The 16,731-nt window shown below is 37.8% G+C and carries 17 protein-coding genes; 6 read left to right on the forward strand and 11 right to left on the reverse strand.

Going from position 1 to position 16,731, the window contains the following annotated elements:
- Window positions 1–112 precede the first annotated feature (112 nt).
- Window positions 113–718 (reverse strand): hypothetical protein, encoded by a 606-nt coding sequence (locus Q4534_RS15555; protein ID WP_303614066.1) that lies wholly within the window; start codon window positions 716–718, stop codon window positions 113–115.
- A gap of 138 nt (window positions 719–856) precedes the next feature.
- Between Q4534_RS15555 and gltX the strand changes: the two genes are divergently transcribed.
- The 3 genes from gltX to Q4534_RS15570 are packed head-to-tail and all read left to right on the forward strand — an operon-like array spanning window position 857 to window position 3,303.
- Window positions 857–2,392: a glutamate--tRNA ligase gene (gltX, locus tag Q4534_RS15560; protein WP_303614067.1), complete on the forward strand. Its 1,536-nt coding sequence runs from the start codon at window positions 857–859 to the stop codon at window positions 2,390–2,392.
- A gap of 32 nt (window positions 2,393–2,424) precedes the next feature.
- Window positions 2,425–2,619 (forward strand): hypothetical protein, encoded by a 195-nt coding sequence (locus tag Q4534_RS15565; RefSeq protein ID WP_303614068.1) that lies wholly within the window; start codon window positions 2,425–2,427, stop codon window positions 2,617–2,619.
- A gap of 45 nt (window positions 2,620–2,664) precedes the next feature.
- Entirely contained in the window at window positions 2,665–3,303 is a 639-nt protein-coding gene (locus Q4534_RS15570; RefSeq protein WP_303614069.1) for an outer membrane beta-barrel protein, read from the forward strand.
- Here the strand turns inward: Q4534_RS15570 and Q4534_RS15575 are convergent.
- From Q4534_RS15575 to Q4534_RS15600, 6 genes are all read right to left on the reverse strand, one after another.
- A complete protein-coding gene (locus Q4534_RS15575; protein ID WP_303614070.1) occupies window positions 3,279–3,605 on the reverse strand; it encodes a DUF5683 domain-containing protein in 327 nt (108 codons plus the stop codon). The genes Q4534_RS15570 and Q4534_RS15575 overlap by 25 nt on opposite strands.
- Window positions 3,593–4,159 (reverse strand): tetratricopeptide repeat protein, encoded by a 567-nt coding sequence (locus tag Q4534_RS15580; RefSeq protein WP_303614071.1) that lies wholly within the window; start codon window positions 4,157–4,159, stop codon window positions 3,593–3,595. The genes Q4534_RS15575 and Q4534_RS15580 overlap by 13 nt, the downstream gene beginning before the upstream one ends.
- Window positions 4,110–4,937, reverse strand: coding sequence for a hypothetical protein (locus tag Q4534_RS15585; RefSeq protein WP_303614072.1), 828 nt, complete (start codon window positions 4,935–4,937; stop codon window positions 4,110–4,112). The genes Q4534_RS15580 and Q4534_RS15585 overlap by 50 nt, the downstream gene beginning before the upstream one ends.
- Entirely contained in the window at window positions 4,934–5,338 is a 405-nt protein-coding gene (gene yidD / locus Q4534_RS15590) for a membrane protein insertion efficiency factor YidD (protein ID WP_303614073.1), read from the reverse strand. Before yidD ends, Q4534_RS15585 begins: the two co-directional genes overlap by 4 nt.
- Window positions 5,289–5,840 (reverse strand): hypothetical protein, encoded by a 552-nt coding sequence (locus Q4534_RS15595; RefSeq protein ID WP_303614074.1) that lies wholly within the window; start codon window positions 5,838–5,840, stop codon window positions 5,289–5,291. The genes yidD and Q4534_RS15595 overlap by 50 nt, the downstream gene beginning before the upstream one ends.
- Before the next feature lie 143 nt (window positions 5,841–5,983).
- Entirely contained in the window at window positions 5,984–6,430 is a 447-nt protein-coding gene (locus tag Q4534_RS15600) for a hypothetical protein (RefSeq protein WP_303614075.1), read from the reverse strand.
- Window positions 6,431–7,172: 742 nt separating this feature from the next.
- On the opposite strand from Q4534_RS15600, the gene Q4534_RS15605 reads away from it, so the two are divergent.
- Window positions 7,173–7,763, forward strand: coding sequence for a hypothetical protein (locus tag Q4534_RS15605; RefSeq protein ID WP_303614076.1), 591 nt, complete (start codon window positions 7,173–7,175; stop codon window positions 7,761–7,763).
- Here the strand turns inward: Q4534_RS15605 and queG are convergent.
- Together queG and ruvB are read right to left on the reverse strand one after the other, a co-directional pair.
- A complete protein-coding gene (queG, locus tag Q4534_RS15610; RefSeq protein ID WP_303614077.1) occupies window positions 7,760–8,692 on the reverse strand; it encodes a tRNA epoxyqueuosine(34) reductase QueG in 933 nt (310 codons plus the stop codon). The genes Q4534_RS15605 and queG overlap by 4 nt on opposite strands.
- Window positions 8,693–8,724: 32 nt before the next feature.
- Window positions 8,725–9,762: a Holliday junction branch migration DNA helicase RuvB gene (gene ruvB / locus Q4534_RS15615; protein WP_303614078.1), complete on the reverse strand. Its 1,038-nt coding sequence runs from the start codon at window positions 9,760–9,762 to the stop codon at window positions 8,725–8,727.
- A 157-nt stretch (window positions 9,763–9,919) separates the two neighbouring features.
- Here ruvB and Q4534_RS15620 point away from each other — a divergent pair, with 157 nt between their 5' ends.
- Window positions 9,920–10,978, forward strand: coding sequence for an FAD:protein FMN transferase (locus tag Q4534_RS15620; RefSeq protein ID WP_303614079.1), 1,059 nt, complete (start codon window positions 9,920–9,922; stop codon window positions 10,976–10,978).
- Between the two features lie 22 nt (window positions 10,979–11,000).
- A complete protein-coding gene (locus tag Q4534_RS15625) occupies window positions 11,001–11,735 on the forward strand; it encodes a ZIP family metal transporter (protein ID WP_303614080.1) in 735 nt (244 codons plus the stop codon).
- A gap of 643 nt (window positions 11,736–12,378) precedes the next feature.
- Here Q4534_RS15625 and Q4534_RS15630 read toward each other — a convergent pair.
- Both Q4534_RS15630 and Q4534_RS15635 read right to left on the reverse strand, forming a co-directional pair.
- Window positions 12,379–13,890: a glycosyltransferase family 39 protein gene (locus Q4534_RS15630; RefSeq protein WP_303614081.1), complete on the reverse strand. Its 1,512-nt coding sequence runs from the start codon at window positions 13,888–13,890 to the stop codon at window positions 12,379–12,381.
- Window positions 13,891–14,295: 405 nt separating this feature from the next.
- The gene (locus Q4534_RS15635; protein ID WP_303614082.1) at window positions 14,296–16,719 is read right to left on the reverse strand and encodes an alpha-glucuronidase family glycosyl hydrolase; all 2,424 of its coding nucleotides are present in this window, start codon (window positions 16,717–16,719) and stop codon (window positions 14,296–14,298) included.
- Between the last annotated feature and the right edge of the window lie 12 nt (window positions 16,720–16,731).

Raw genomic sequence — 16,731 nt, forward strand, 5'->3', positions numbered from 1 at the left:
CTTTCTGTCAAAAAAGTTATTTAAATTAACAAAAATTGTTGCCATTCGCAATACATGAGTAAAAGACTAATTGTTAGGCTTATAATAGGGGTTATTACACTTTATAACAAAATCAATGTTTTCCGGTGATTTTTAGAAAGTCATTTAGGGTATGCAAAAATGCCTGTTCTTCTTTTTTTCCTTCAAATAGGGGGATCCATTTATTTTCTGATAATACTTCTACATTACCGGATTCTTCTTGGAGCCAAAGGCCAATTGTTTTTGCATTTTCCAAGTGGCTATGCCTATTGGCTGAACTTGGTGACACGGTCAAGGAATCTTGTTTTTGACTCTCCACATTTCTTAATAGCATTTTCCTGTTCATGTAATTTCCCTGAGGGTTTAAGAACAGAAAGGCTGTTTGATTATTTTTATTGACAATGATGTCCAAAAGCAAGGTGTTAAGGGTGCTGTCTTTATTAAAGGATTTATGGGTATAAATTACCAGCTTGGTTTCAGGCAACCTGCTGGTATGATAATCAATTCTTCTGACATTATAGAAGAACAAAAGACCTGCATCTTTTATCGTAAAAGTAGGGTCTTCTCCTGAATTATTAGCCCTGTGCCCATCGAAGAATGAAAGGATTAGTACCAAGGCTAGGGATGCTAGGCCAAAAATTTTAAGAAGGCGGAACATTTCTGCTTGGGAGGGATCATTATGGGATACACTTTTTGGCATAATTAGCTATTTAAACATAGAACATTGTTTTATAGTTTTGGATATGCCTAACATTGGCAATACTTTGGGCTAGATTCAGTCAATTTCGTTAATTATTGATTATCTTTGCCCACTTAAATTGAAATTTATTGCTGTTTTATGAGTAAGGAAGTACGCGTTAGATTTGCTCCATCACCTACGGGAGCTTTACATATAGGCGGTGTAAGAACTGCATTGTACAATTATCTTTTTGCCAAAAAGAATGGCGGGAAATTTTTGTTAAGGATTGAAGACACTGATCAAAACAGGTATGTGCCGGGAGCTGAAGAATACATAAAAAATTCTTTGGAATGGATAGGAATTACTCCTGATGAAAGTCCATGGAAGCCGGGAGAGGTGGGGCCTTACAGGCAATCTGAGCGCAAGCCAATGTACATGGAATATGCCCAATACTTATTGGATCAAGGCCATGCATATTATGCATTTGATACTCCTGAGGAACTGGATGAAATGAGAAAGCGCCTTACTGCTGCAAGGGTGGTATCTCCGCAATACAATTCCATCACTAGAACTCAGATGAAGAACTCTCTTACTTTGCCTGCGGATGAGGTAAAAGCGCGTTTGGAATCAGGTGATCCTTATGTGATACGTATCAAGATACCGAGGAAAGAAGAGGTTAGGTTAAATGATATGGTTCGTGGCTGGGTAATGGTGCATTCCAACTCTTTGGATGACAAAGTGCTGATGAAATCAGATGGCATGCCTACCTATCACTTGGCCAATATTGTAGATGATCATTTAATGGGAATAACACATGTAATCCGTGGTGAAGAATGGCTTCCTTCTGCTCCACTTCATGTTTTGTTGTATAAATTCTTGGGCTGGGAAGATTCTATGCCCCAATTTGCTCACCTTCCATTATTACTGAAGCCTGATGGCAATGGCAAACTGTCTAAGCGAGATGCTGAGAAACATGGTTTCCCAATTTTTCCATTAAACTGGACAAGTCCTGAAAATGGAGAGTTGGTAGACGGATTTAAAGAAGCAGGTTATTTGGCCGATGCCTTCTTAAATTTCCTTGCCTTTTTGGGTTGGAACCCTGGAGACCAACGAGAAATGTTTACGGTGGAGGAATTGATTGAAGCTTTTTCCATAGAGCGGATAGGTAAGTCAGGCACTAAATTTGATATAAATAAGGCTAAATGGTACAATGAACAGTACCTTAGAAAGAAGAGTAACGCAGAATTGTCTGATTATTTATTGGCAGATCTTGCAAAGGAAAATGTTACAGTAAGTAAGGAAAAGGCTGAAAAGATAGTTTCTCTAATGAAAGAAAGGGCTACTTTCCCTGCGGATCTTTGGAAAGAAGGTCGATTCATGGTGTTTGCACCAAAGGAGTTTGATGATCGCATCGTGGATAAAAAGTGGAATGAGAATGTAGTGATTGTGCTAAGTGCTTTTAGGGATAAACTTGAGGCTATTTCTACAGAACTTACCGCCGATATGGCCAGAACCATGTTGGGAGAAACTGCGGAGGAAAAAGAAATTAAGTTAGGTAAAATAATGCAAGCGGTTAGACTTGCCATTACCGGAGTAGGCGCAGGACCTGACCTTATGCAGATATTTGAAATATTAGGTAAAGAAGAACTAATCTTAAGAATAGATTTTGCGTTAAAGAATATAAAGGCCTCTTAACTGGCACGAAACATACTTAAACCCCTTGGGTCATGGCAAAAAATTCAAAAAAGAAAGATATTCCAAAAGTAAATGAAGAATTGGAAGGCTTCAAAATGAATATTAATTCATTTGGAGAAATTTCAAGCTCATTTTCTATTGATAAAATCAATGCGTTTTTGAACAAAAATGTGGATGACAAGAAATTGAGAGATAGGGAAGAAGATATAGAAGAGAAGAAAAAATAGGTTATTGACCCATTAAATTTGAGTCAGCATATCAATTAACACCTTATGAAACCTTCCTTTATACTATTATTTCTTGTGAGCATTTTTTCTGGGGAATTAGTAGCCCAGACAAGTATTGGTATAAAAGCCGGGTATACACAGTCAAGTGCTACATACAGGACATCTCTGGGGACTTATCCCAGAGATGTTACTGGTTTTAAGGCACCAAGTTATTCCTTGGTGATTGAACAATTTTTTGAGAAAAATGCGGGAGGACAAATAGAATTTCAGTTTTTGACTACCGGCTATGCAGCTACAGATACCATCAATACCGGTAATAAAACTAGTTTTGATTATTTGAAGGTTCCTATTTTATCTAATTTTTACTTGGGCAATTCTGGTCGCTTTCATATTAAGATAGGACCACATTTGGGTTATTTATTGAATGTAGATGATGAGCTAAGGGTGATAGAAGGTGAGCTCGTAATACCCACCTACGGCCAAGAGGGGGATAGGCCTAGAAAATTAATGTATGGACTTACTGCAGGGGTAGGTTTGTCTAAGTTGTTTGGTAACCACACCATTCAGGGAGAAGTAAGGTATTCATATGAATTCGGAAATCCCGAAGCCCAAGAAAGAATCTTTGACCTGAATTTTACCCAATTGGAGTTTTCTTTATCTTATTTGTTTCGGGTGCTGGATTGAGCCGAAGCCACCGTCACAATAATTTCCTCAAAAATTTCTGCCGTCTTGTCTCGAATTTTTTCATAGGCAGCTTCTTCTGCGCGATTGTACCCACCCATATGATACCTTTGGTACCAAGGCAATATGGAAATAGCAGCGTCCCATAGAGAATAATTGAACATGGTCTGTAGGGTAAGGTAAGCAAAGCCCCCATTTAAGACCAATGAGTTTATTCCATTTTTTACATCTCCGGCATAAAACTGCCCCAAACCTGGAATAATCATACTCATCACCCTGGCTTTCTTGGGGTTTATCTTTTCCACCTTTTAAGTTTAGAAAAGGACTCCAACACTGCCTCTTTCTGATTTTCATCCGAGACAATGGCTAGAAAACTTTCTTTTGAGGACTCATATTCACCTAAACCATAGTAAATTATGCCCTCGTAAAGGTTTTTCTTCTTTGCCAAAGGGGGAGGCAATTTATCAGATAAGTTTAATATCTCTACTTTGGCGAAGAGAAATGATTTTTCTCGAATGAGGCTTTCAATTTTTTTAAAGGTAAAATCTGTTTTGGCCGTATCAGTTGCTGCTGCAAAGTAGGCGAGATCATAATACCTAGCCGCCGCGGAATAATCACCCAGTAAAAAATAACAGTCAGCAATATTTGGAAATACTTTTTGTTGAAAATCTTCATCCCCAAAAAACAGTACGCGCTGAAAGGCTGCAATTGCTTTTTCAGGTTGATTCAACTGCATGAGCTGCCGTCCAAAATCAAATGTTTGATGAATGGATTGCGCATAGCTTAAAATCGGTGCAAGACAAAAAAAGCTAAAAATTAGAATAAAAGAGGTGCTCGATTTTATTTTGATGGAATTCATCCTTTTTAAGATTAATCAATTTTGCAGACTTGTGTGATCCAAAAACATTACCAATATGGAAGCCAAAAGAGATAGAGGCAAAAATCCACCCTCTAACACTTTCAACACCTTGTTTTTGGAAGGCTCTTTGAGCTTGCCATGCAGTGGTGCCAACGAAAAGAAGTGCTACTAAACCATCCTTCCAATCTCCGGTATAAATTTTTCCTGAACCGGGAATGATAGTGGACATCACTGCTGCCAGTGCCGGGCTTTTTCTTTTTTCATCTAGCGCTTGCTTAGAAATTGCCATGTATTTTTGGGCAGACTGAAAATTATTGTTTTCAAGAAGGCTGTAGCTTTCATAGGCAGATTTCCATTCATATCTCAGGGCATCAGAAGTTCCCGAATAAAAGTATCGCTCTTGGGCTTGAAGGTTGGTATTGTTTTCTGAAAAGGATTTTGCTTCATTGAACTGCTTGTTCTTAAATAGCAAAGCCAAGTATTCAAAAGCCAGTTCACTCGGCACGGTATTTTCATTCGGGTAAAGATTTAAAGCCCTGTTTATTCCCGTTTCCCACAATTCTGCTTCCCAATAAACAGTCAAAAGGTCTTTTTCTAAAGACAAATTGCCCGGCTTCATGTATACAAGTCTTTCATATTCAGGGATTGCAAGGTTGAATTGATTCGTTTGTCTCAGGTAACTTGCAAAAGCTGCAGAATTATCGAAATCGTACAAATTTTGACTATATCCGGTAAGTGCAAACAAAGGCAGTACGATTACTGCTAACAAATACTTCATTTCAATTCGTCTATCATTAAGGTTCGGTCTTCTGTCCAAGCATATTTTTCAGGGCTTAAACCGTTGCACCTTGTCAACCTATCCATTGTATTCGCTGTCCCTAGCAATACCCCATATTTTTTTACTGCCAATAAGCCGTATTCTGAACATGAGGGGTAGAACACGCAATTTGACCCATCTTGGGAAGAGATGAAATTTTTGTAAACCTTGAACAATCCCGAGAAAACTGTTTCAATCTCATTTTTGTTTTCTTCAGCTGCCTTATAATGAACTTCCTTCTTTTTTTCAGCAAGCAAATCTTTGTATGCCAACACTTCATTATTGGATTGAGCGGAGGTTAGTCCGATAAAACTACAGATCAGGAAGCTTGTAATCGTAAATAATTTCATTTCCTTTTTCATTGATAACCACATTTTTATAAGAAGTGACTTGGTAATTTTGGCCCTTTTCGTGATAATTTATTTGGGTAATTTCTGTTGGGACTTCACAACCTGATACGTTAATGTAATTTTTGTAAAATTGTTTGCTCAACAAATCGTTATCAGGGTTGTAAAAAACTATGGCTTGTAATTTTTTGTCCAAATTAGACATGACAACCTTACCCAAAGAACTTTTTACTCTTTCTTCCTGAGGCTCCCAAGTGGTTAAAATTTGTTCTTCTTTTTTGGCAACATCTATTATGGTATAACCACTGTTTTTCAGCCCGAAATTTGCCAATTGTCCAGACAAGGTAAAGTGAAAGAAGGAAGAGTTAGGAATTACAAATGAAGATGTTTTGCCCAATAATTCACTGGATTGGAATCGATATAGGGTAGTGTCTTTCAACACCCAAGTTTCCGGTTCAGGAAAGGAGATGTCATAGATTATTTTCTCTGCCGAGAGATCATAATAGACCTTCCCCATAATTAATCTGGACGTTCCATCTGAAATTTTTTCCTTGATTGAAAAGTCCGCACTTATTCTAAAAAACTGTTGCCCAAAATTAATTTCGGGCAACAGTGTAAATATCAGTAGTATTAGTATAGGTTTTTTCAGAAGAAAACGCATTAAAATGGATAAGCAGAAAAAGCAAATATATAAGACGCAGCTACTAAAAGGGCGTAAACACCACCTAAGGCTACGCAACCCCAAATTGCTTTTCTAGTTTGATCCTTGTCTTCAGCATCTAAATGTACAATAGCAATACCAATTGGCCCCAATACACAACCCCATAAGAAGGATGGTATGCCGGCCACTGGGTGGTCACCTGCATTGACTGCAAAGTTGTTCAACATGTCTGCATCTAGGTTTACATTCAAACCATTGTTCTGAGCAATCACTTCTTTCAAAGTAACCCCTTCATTGGAAAGAACATATTCTTCCAATTGATCAAGATCTGAAAATTGAGCTTCAATAAGTGCCGAATTGAAGTCCAAAACATCAGGTTTAATTTCTTCTCCAAAGGAGATTCCCGTTATTAAAAACGGGACAAGGAATGCGATAATTTTTTTCATAATATAGATTTATTAAAGATTTGGATTATAAAGATATCAAAAAATCTATATAATGGGCATTGTTTGAGAAATATTAAACTAGTTCATTCATGAAATTTAATTTCTTAATTTATAAGCGTAGTCATTTTATGTATTCATGTCAAAAAGAGACTTTGGTGCCTAAGCTTGTGCTGGGTGTGTAGTTTGTAGTCCAATGTCTCAATCTTTTGGCAGTGGCAAATAAGTATTAAATGGGTTTCCAAGTTGAAATGCCTCCCTATTCAGTTTCTAAGGACTTGTTTGGTTTGAAGAATTTCTTTAATTAAGGAATCAAAAATTTTTCTTTTCTTAGAAAGTTAGGGTTTTTTCTTTAATCAAAAATTCTCAATATAAGTTTAAGGAATAGTATTTAATTGCAATTAAATAATAAAAATATAACATCATATTAATATTATATAACTCTGAAAAAGTAATAAATAAATATGTAGCATTTATGTTCCTTCTAAATATAACCCGAATTGTTTTACTTACTGAATTTAGATGAATTGGCAGAAATTTTTCAATGAATTCTTTTGCTACCTGAGCATCTAGCTTGATTGTTTTGGTCATTCATTAATATTTGATAATTGTGAGGGGATAAAAGATTGATGAAAATAAATATTAGGGGTTTATGTCATGATATTTAATTATTATTTAGATTTATAATCCTTCTTAATTTAATGAACTTAAGTGTCTATTCTTTGTGCCAACTATTTTATACGATATGAAATTACAGAAAAAATACCCATACCTTTTATTTGCAATGTTATTGATGATTTTTAGTAGTTGTGATCTTTCAGAGGTTTTTGAGGATGAAGATGACATGGATGATTCCGAAGCTCAGATTATGACTGCAAAAATTAATGGGGAGGCCTTTAGCGCGGTGGAATCTGATGACACCCTTATCCAACTTGATGAAGTTGAGGGGGATTTAGATTTAAATGGAGATGTATTTGAAATAAGCATTTCCGGCTTAGATTTTGGCCAAAGTTATTTGACAACGATTACATTATCTCTACAAGGAGATGATTATCCAAGTCTAATGGAAGGGAGTCAATTTGTTGGCTTTACTCAGGAAAACCTTTCAAGTGGAGATCCTTCAGGTGCTGCCGGTGTGGTGGCCAAAGTATCTCTGGATGGCGATACTGAATTAGGTGGAATTACTTTGTTTGTTGGCACAATTGACGTAGAAATAACGAAGCTCGACAAGGAAAATGAATTGATTTCCGGAGTGTTTTCTTTTGTGGCTTATGATGAGGACAATGATACAGATATTATTGTAACTGATGGGGTTTTTACGAATGTTGAGTTTTAAGAGGATTTCTTTTTGACAAAGTGAATGTTCCTTTGGAAACCTTCCCATTTGGTTCTTTTTAAAGCTGAGCGCTTAAATACCTTATTAAAAGTTTCTTTTGTCATTTCTTCCCATGCTGATTTTTCTAAATCAGGATGAGGAAGAAATGCTTCTTCTTGGTGCGGTTTTGAAAATCTATTCCAAGGACATACGTCTTGGCAAATGTCACAACCGAATACCCAATTCTCCATCTTTCCTTTAAAATCTTCAGGAATAGCCTCTTTGAGTTCTATGGTCAAGTAAGATATGCATTTGGAACCATCGATTAAATTGTCTTGAAGGATAGCATCTGTTGGGCAAGCATCTAGGCATCTGGTGCAAGTTCCGCAAAAATCTTTAGTGGATGGATTGTCATAGATCAAAGGTAAATCGATGATTAGCTCCGCTAAAAAGAAAAAACTACCTGAGGATTTGTTTAGCAGTAAGCTGTTTTTTCCTTTCCAGCCTAAACCTGCCTTTACGGCCCATTGTCTTTCCATCACAGGTGCGCTGTCTACAAACACCCTTCCATTTACCTCACCAATCTCTTCCTGTAAGCATTTTAAGAATTCCTTCAATTTGTCCTTAATCACAAAGTGATAATCTTCCCCATAAGCATATTTTGCAATTTTGAGCGAATCCCTGCTTTCATCCAATGTGTGCTGTGGGTAATAGTTAAACATTAAGCTTACTACAGATTTTGCACCTTCCACTAGTTTTCTTGGATCTAGTCTTTTGTCAAAATGGTTGGCCATATAGGCCATTTTTCCATGGTAATTTTTGTTCAACCAATTTTCCAGCTTTGGGGCCTCCTCTTCTAAAAAAGTAGCTTCAGCAATTCCACAATAGTCAAAACCGAGTTTTGATGCTGTTTTTTTGACTATTTGTGTATGCTTTTCAATTGTACTCAATGCTTGTGGTAATTAATTATTGTGTCATGACCCTAGCTTTCAAATAAATTACCTGACTGTCCCCCGGGCTTCGGTTTTATTTTAAGATGGGTATAGGCAAGGTCGGTGGCTGTTCGGCCTCGACTGGTTCTTTTGAGGTAGCCCTCTTTTATTAGAAAAGGTTCATAGACCTCTTCTATGGTTTCAGCTTCTTCCCCACAAGCTGTGGCAATGGTAGAAATACCCACAGGACCCCCTGCAAATTTATTGATGATGGTAAGTAAGATTCTGTTGTCCATTTCATCTAGGCCATTCTGATCCACATCCAAAGCATTAAGGGCCATTTCAGCAATTTTTAACGTAATCCTTCCATCGCCTTTTATCTCTGCAAAATCTCTGGTTCGTCGCAATAGGGTGTTGGCAATTCTCGGGGTGCCTCGGCTTCTTCTGGCAATTTCAAAGGCTGCTTCAGGATCCAAGGGGGTTCCCAAAATGGCCGCTGACCGGGTAACAATGGTTGACAATAAATGCGCATCGTAATATTCAAGCCGGGCATTGATGCCAAAACGTGCCCTTAAAGGAGAGGTAAGTAAACCGGATCTTGTGGTGGCTCCTACAAGCGTAAATGGGTTTAAATTTATTTGTACCGTTCTAGCATTGGGGCCTGAATCAAGCATGATGTCGATACGGAAATCCTCCATGGCAGAATAAAGGTATTCTTCTACAATTGGATTCAATCGATGGATTTCATCTATAAACAACACATCCCCTTCCTCAAGGTTAGTGAGCAATCCGGCGAGATCTGAAGGCTTGTCCAAAACCGGTCCGGAGGTGATCTTTAGCGTAGATTCCAATTCATTGGCGATGATATGACTCAAGGTGGTCTTTCCAAGGCCGGGAGGTCCATGAAGTAAAACATGGTCCAGAGACTCACCTCTTTTTTTGGCAGCCAACACAAAGATTTGGATGTTTTCCACAGTCTTTTTCTGACCTGTGAAATCATCAAAACTTAGGGGTCTTAGTGCTTTTTCTATTTCCTTGTCTCCAGGGCTTAAGCTTTCCTGATCACCACGCAGATATTCTTCTCTCATATGAACCTTCTATGTCCCACAAATATAGAAAAATCATTGAAGCTTTTCAGGTTTTAAAGGGTTTCCGCAGAAACACGAATTAAGGTTAATGACCAAAAGTAATGAGCAATTGAAAAAATAGAATTAACTTTCGGAAAATTAAAACTGGCATTGTTTTATGCGAAAATCAGCCAAAAAAAATATCATTTACAGCATTTTGTTACTGTTGGTGGTGTTTATGGTTTACCTCTACAGACAAAATAAAGAAACTGCAGTTTCTACAGATACATCCCATCCCAAAATGGTTTTGAGTGGAAAGACCATGGGTACCACTTATAGGATTGTCTATTTAGACCAAGGAGGGCGTAATTTAAAAAAAGAAATTGATTCTATTCTCGTTGATTTTAACCAGTCTCTTTCTACCTATATTCCGGATTCCGAGCTTAGTAGACTCAATAGGTTTGATTCTCTTGTTTTTGAATCTGACTATTTTTATCCGGTATTAAAAACCAGTAAAGAGGTGTTTTCAGTTACCGATGGCGCTTTTGACCCAACCATTGGACCCTTGGTTAATGCTTGGGGTTTTGGTCCGGATGGTCCCTCCTTGCAAGATAGTTTAGGGGTGACACAGTTATTGGAACAGGTAGGCTTTGAGAACTTAGATTTTGATGAAAAAGGAGTTAAGAAGTCCAATACCGATATTTACCTTGATTTTAGTGCCATAGCAAAAGGATACGGAGTTGATGTAGTTGCCGATTTTTTAAAAGAAATGGGCATAGAAAATTTCCTTGTAGAGATAGGTGGTGAATTGGCAGGAAATGGAGTGAATGACAAAGGTGAATTATGGAAAGTGGGTGTGTCTCATCCGGATGAAGAAGGCCTGGCCAATGAAATCTATAGTATAGTTGCTCTTGAAAACAAAGGTTTGGCCACTTCAGGCAACTACCGTAATTTTTATGTCAAAGACGGTATAAAATATTCTCATACAATCAGTCCATTTACAGGCTATCCTGTAGTGCATCGTTTGTTAAGTGCTACGGTGGTGGCAGATGATTGTATTATAGCCGATGCCTATGCTACAGCCTTTATGGTTTTGGGATTAGAGCGAGCAAAGGAAATACAAAAAACGGTGGAAGGTATAGAGATCTTTCTTATCTTTAATGATGACCAAGGCCAAATTCAATCCTACGTTAGTGATGGTCTCGCTCCATTTTTGACTACCGTTGGGGCTAAATAACCCAAATAATCCAAGTTAAGATATGTTGTATGTACTTTTACTTTTTTTTGCTGCCTTGGGAGCAGGATTGGTTGCAATCGTAGTCCCCGGTTGGAATGAGAAAAGCTTTAAGCTGGCATTGATATTTGCCGGTGCCTATCTGTTTGCCATTACCATCCTGCATATTTTTCCGGAGCTTTTTGCCAATAAAGAGTCTGCCTATTTTATGGGCTTGTATATTTTGCTTGGTTTTTTATTGCAGCAGGTGCTTGATTTTATGTCCTCGGGAATTGAACATGGGCATATTCATGACCATCATGGTCACGGTGCTAGTAATACTGTATGGACATTGATGATTGGCTTGTTTTTGCATGCATTTCTGGAAGGGACATTGCTCTCAAAACAACCCATGCTTACAGGACACCATCATGGCAGTGAAACCCTCCTCATGGGTATGATCATGCATAAGATGCCGGAGGCTTTTGCCTTGGCAGCAGTCTTATTGTCTCGGCTAAATAAAACACATACAATTTTATTGTTGATCCTATTTGCCTTGGCCTCACCTCTAGGTATGCTATCTACAGATTTTCTCTTTGATCGGTCATTGATAGGTAGAGAAACATTAGACATTTTGTTTGGGTTGGTAGCAGGTGGCTTTTTGCATATATCTACCATCATATTTTTTGAAAGCTCTCCCCAACATCGCTTTCAATTGCATAAATTATTAATCATATTGTTGGCTTCTGTATTGGCCATTTTGACTGAGTTTATTGTTTGAGTTGTAAGCGGAGAGCGGTATTATTTGAATTGGCAGGATCTAAGATTATATTTTTGGTTTAGCAGCTTATTCTACGAAGTAAGGAACCGGTCCGGAATTTGGGATAATTTACTGCCTTTTTTATTGCTTTTCACAAAGGAAATATAGCGTAGTAAAATAAATTATTTAGTGATAATATTTCATGTTTAAGGATAAGAATTGGGGTAAAAAAAAATGCCAGGGTTTTATCATTAATAAAACCCTGGACAAACCCTACATTAAAAAATAACCAACTTCCGCTACGGATACCAACTTCTCAATTCAACTCGTTCCGTTTTCATTTTTTTGATAGAATAAATGTAGTAAAGATAAATTTATAAAACCAATTATTATTTAAGTAAAAAGTTATATTACTGTACAAAGATTTTTTATTTGTATGAAATACATTAATATAAATATAAATATCTACAAAATACAGTTTTTTGTATTTTGTAGTATAAAAAACCGATCTTATTTGAGGGTGTGCTTGTAAAAACTGAGTTAATACTCTGTTATTAAGGTGGTTGTGTGTGTATTCTGTAAATTTTTCTATAATAAGTTATATAACAGGATAATTGTTTCTTTTCTTTAGTAAAATTAAATCCAGAAAAAAATGGCGTATTTTTTAATAAGAAGAAGGAATAGAAGGTGTGTATTCTATTAGGTTTCTACAAAACTTAATATTTATCGGTCTTCTTTGAATACCTTTAAAGGAGGTGACAAAGGTTTCTTCATATATAATTTCTTGAAAAGCCGCTTTGTCTTCAAAACTATCATAATTCCAACTTACAAAAACTCCGAATTTTTCTTTTCCCAAAAATTGATCCATGCCTTTCCACAGGTCAAATTGGTTTTTACGTACTCCCATATTTATAACATAAGTTTGAGGGTTTCCGGCCAAGTAAAAGGAGAGTTCAGAAGCTGTGTGATAAGAATCAGAAAATACAAAAGGGGCTTCAATAGATAGGCTATCTGTCAAGAAATCAATTCTGTCTGCAAGTTGTTCATGTCCCAACAATCTTTTGATTAAATTCTGCTCTGTTTTGGTCATTAGGGTGGAAGATTTTAATCCCAAATAATCAGGTGATAAGAAAAGAACAGGGATAAACATACCGAGGAAAACCCCGGAGAAAGTAATCTTTTTCCAGCGTCTAGATTGCCGATCTATCCATTTTGCTAAGACAATTGCCAAGCCTGTGTAAGCAAAGGCCGGCCAATTTATCATGGCATCTTTAAAAATGCTTAATCCGGCAAAGGTTAAAAACGCTAATAATCCTGGAAGAATAAGGTAGATGGATTCAGCATTTTTGTTTTTAATGGTATACCAGAAAGCTGCCACCCAAGCAGGGAATAAGAACAAAGAAACAACGGCAATTTGACTTAATACAAATTCTATAAAACTTCTACTAGCGATGGATAAGTTGGTAGGAAGATTATTTATACCATCTGTACCTGATAAGGCTAATAAATGTCTGAAGGTATCAAAGTTATTTTGCCAGTTCCAAATCAATGCAGGAATGAATCCCAATAAACTCACCAAAATGAATTTCAAAAAATTTTCCTTATGGACATTAAATTTTCCAAGGTAAATTAGGTAAATAATCAAAACAGGGAATATCAACATTATGACAACTTTTGCCATTATCCCCATTGCAGTTGCTAGCCCGGCGAGTAGCCACCATTTGGTGCTATTTTCCTTAACTCCTCTGTAGCAAAGATAAATACTTAATGTCCAAAACAGGGTTAGAGAAGAATCTGTCATATGGAAGGTGGAGGCCAGCCACCATACAGGCATGGATTGAACAATCAAAGCTGCCCAAAAACCTACTTTCTTTGAGTACAAATAGGATCCAAATAAATAGGTGACCCAAGCAATCCCAACGCCACTCAATATCGCATTTATTCGAACTGCCATTTCTGTATTGCCAAGTAAAAAGGTACTTATAAAGTTTAATACAGCTACCAACGGAGGTTTGGAATAATAATGCCAAGCCATGTTCTGGGACCAAAGCCAATATTGTGCTTCTTCGGTAAATAAATTTACTTCCGGCCTAAGCGTGAAAAGGATTTTCGGTACCGCTAACGAAATCGTTATAATGTAGAAATAGAAAGAATATTTTTTTTGGCTAAAAACCATAAAAAATTAATTTAAGTAAATTTTATTATCCAAATAATGAAAAGCATGAGAATCAATGATTTGAAGAGGTTGCAATCTAGATCATTTTATTGATTGGCTGCTTCAACTATTTTTCTTGACTAAGAAAAAAACATAGTGATCCAAATCAAGGTAAATACGACATGCATTGTCCAATGTGAAACTCAGATGAATGCATTAAAACCGTGCTTTTGCCTTTTTGCTAACGGAAAGGGAGAAAAGTTGTTTGTTTATTTGGCACTACTTTTGAATCGGGGCCGGAAGGGGGCCGGTCTCGGAATTCATAAAAAATTGGATAGAGGTAATTGATTAAAATATAATTGGAGAGAGAGGTGAATCCTCAAGTATAAATTTGTTTTATTGATCTTAGCGTAGACAATAAAATATTTACTCCGGCTTTGGAATAATCCAAATTTCAGCCACTTGGGCCCCTCTTTCTCCTTCGCCACATGTCCAGTGGAGTACCAAGTCTCCATCGGCATAAGTGCTTTGAGGCAATTCAAATTCATACAATGGTTTGGCACCGGTTTGGATGAAATCATGAATCAACAAGCCATCGTCTGTGGTTAATTTCATTTTTGACCTGAACCTGCCGGTATAGGCTATTTTAATCGTATAAGTTTTTCCGGGGTTCAATTCTTCATATTTTATGATCAAGGGGGTGTCATATAGGGTGGTTATTTGGTTCATCCAAGCCAAGGGAGTGGCTGTACCTCCAAAGCCTACAGCCTGTATTTCATGTACCCATTCCTGACCTTTTAGGCCTACACCGAAGCTTTCTCTAGGACCATATAGACCTCCCGGGTCTTGACTCCATGCTTTGGTTTTAACAACTCTCTTCCAGCTTTTTCCTAGTCCGAAGTTGTCATAAAAACCACCGGGCCCCGGATTGGTCCGGTTGAGCAATTGCTTGATTTTATCGTTTCTTTGTTTTTCCTCCGGTACTTTTTGAATGGCTTTGAGATTGGCCAAAAGCCATGGAGCATCATTAAGGGTTACATCTAGATTGTCAATAAAATTCCCTCTTCCTGAAGCTGCACCATGTGGCTCAACGGTAAGTTGTGCTCCTATACTTTTGTAAAGTGCATCAGCTAGTTCCAAACATCTTTGCTTCAAACGCGCGATATAAGGGTCTGAGATAGGTTCAGTAAGTATACTAGTAGCCTTGTCTATACTTTTTAGGCTACCAATTTTTTCTGATTCCTGCAGAATATTCATGGCTTTTTGTTCCTGCTGTGTCTCAAATAGCAATTTCTGCTGAATATAGGCATCAAAATAAGCACGTATTAAGCCCATTTGAAATCTAAAGTTCCCCATTAATTTATTGTCAGCTTTTGCTTCCATTGCCTGCCATTGAGCCAGGGCTTGAGGAACACTGGAATTGTTAATCAAGCCACCTCGTAGATTTTCCTCCTGTGCCAAAAAGCCATTTGTGGCGGCATCTACCCATTTCGGGCCGAAGAAAAAACGGGAATAATCTCTTAAAGTTTCCAAGACTTTTGTTTCCGGATTCCATTCTTGATCTGTCCATATAAATTTATTTACATCGTCATTGGTACCTTCAGAATAGCTTAAACTCCCATTTGCATAGTGTGCCAAAGAATTGTGAATGGCCTTTTGATCCTCAGGTCGAGGATTGATAGACTCCCTCCCCAAAGTCATGGCCATGGCCAAGTCCCATTCGGGAATAGGGTACTGGGAACTTAAATTATGGGTGATGTCAGGATACCTACGAATAGGAATAGACGCGGCTGTTAACTCCCTTAGCTCCGGTAGGGGTATTTTAACCCAAGGTCCGAAAACCACACCACCAAACCAATCGTACTTTTGATTGACGTGATAGAAGAATTGGTCAAACCAAGCCTTTGTAGGCCTAAACACTTGGGGGGAAACCCATATTTTTGCACTCGGATGGAATCGGTGAAGCACTGTTGCCACTTCTTCCAGCCAATTGAACAATACATCCGGCTCAAGGTCACCGGGATCTCCACCGGGTACAAATAAATGATCTAACCTTGGGGTGGAGGCGAAAACATCCTTGCGCTGTGTTAGCTCTATGGTTCTGGTTTTAGGATCCTCATAATCTTCAGCCATATTTGGAAACCACATCCACACATCCAAATCCAATTCATCAGCTATTCGTGATTGTTCGCCAATCATATCAATGGCGGGAATAGTCATATGAGGGGAAGTGAAATCATCATCTGTTCGAGGCGGCATTATTTCGATGCTGTTGGCTCCAAAAAGTGCCAGCTCTCTGATATATTGGTTAAAACGATCTACGGTAAAGGCGTCGTAGGCATTTGTTTTGGGGCGGTAGCCCAGTTGATGTCCTCTGATGGCATATGTCGGTGAGCTTGTCTTTTCAATGGTCTTATTCAATACTAATTGATTTTCTGACCAATCCATTTTTCTCAAAAGATGGCCTATACCAAATAACAAGCCCCTGTCATCTTGCCCTATGATAATGGCCTTAGGCTTAGAGAATGTATCATCGATGATCACCATGTAGCCTTCAGCGGGCATGGCTTCGATGTCCTGTAATCTTTTCTTCCATTTTTTGGAAAGATTTTGAATGGCATCGAATTGAGTTAACAGAATGCTGGGAGACTTGTTCTCGTCTTTTTGATTGATGGGAAATGTCGTATCAATCCGACTTTCCAGCTCTTCTTTCAGTATCTTGGCATAAGTTGGTATGCGCTCACTTTCCCCATAAGGGACAATTTCAGCTCCTGTAAAGTTAAAGTCTTGGCCATATGAAAGACCACTTACTAGAAAAATTGTTGCAATTAATAGGTGTCGTAGCAGCATCTTTTTTTGGGT

This window comes from Cyclobacterium sp. 1_MG-2023, from assembly GCF_030546805.1.
Taxonomy (GTDB): Bacteria; Bacteroidota; Bacteroidia; order Cytophagales; family Cyclobacteriaceae; genus Cyclobacterium.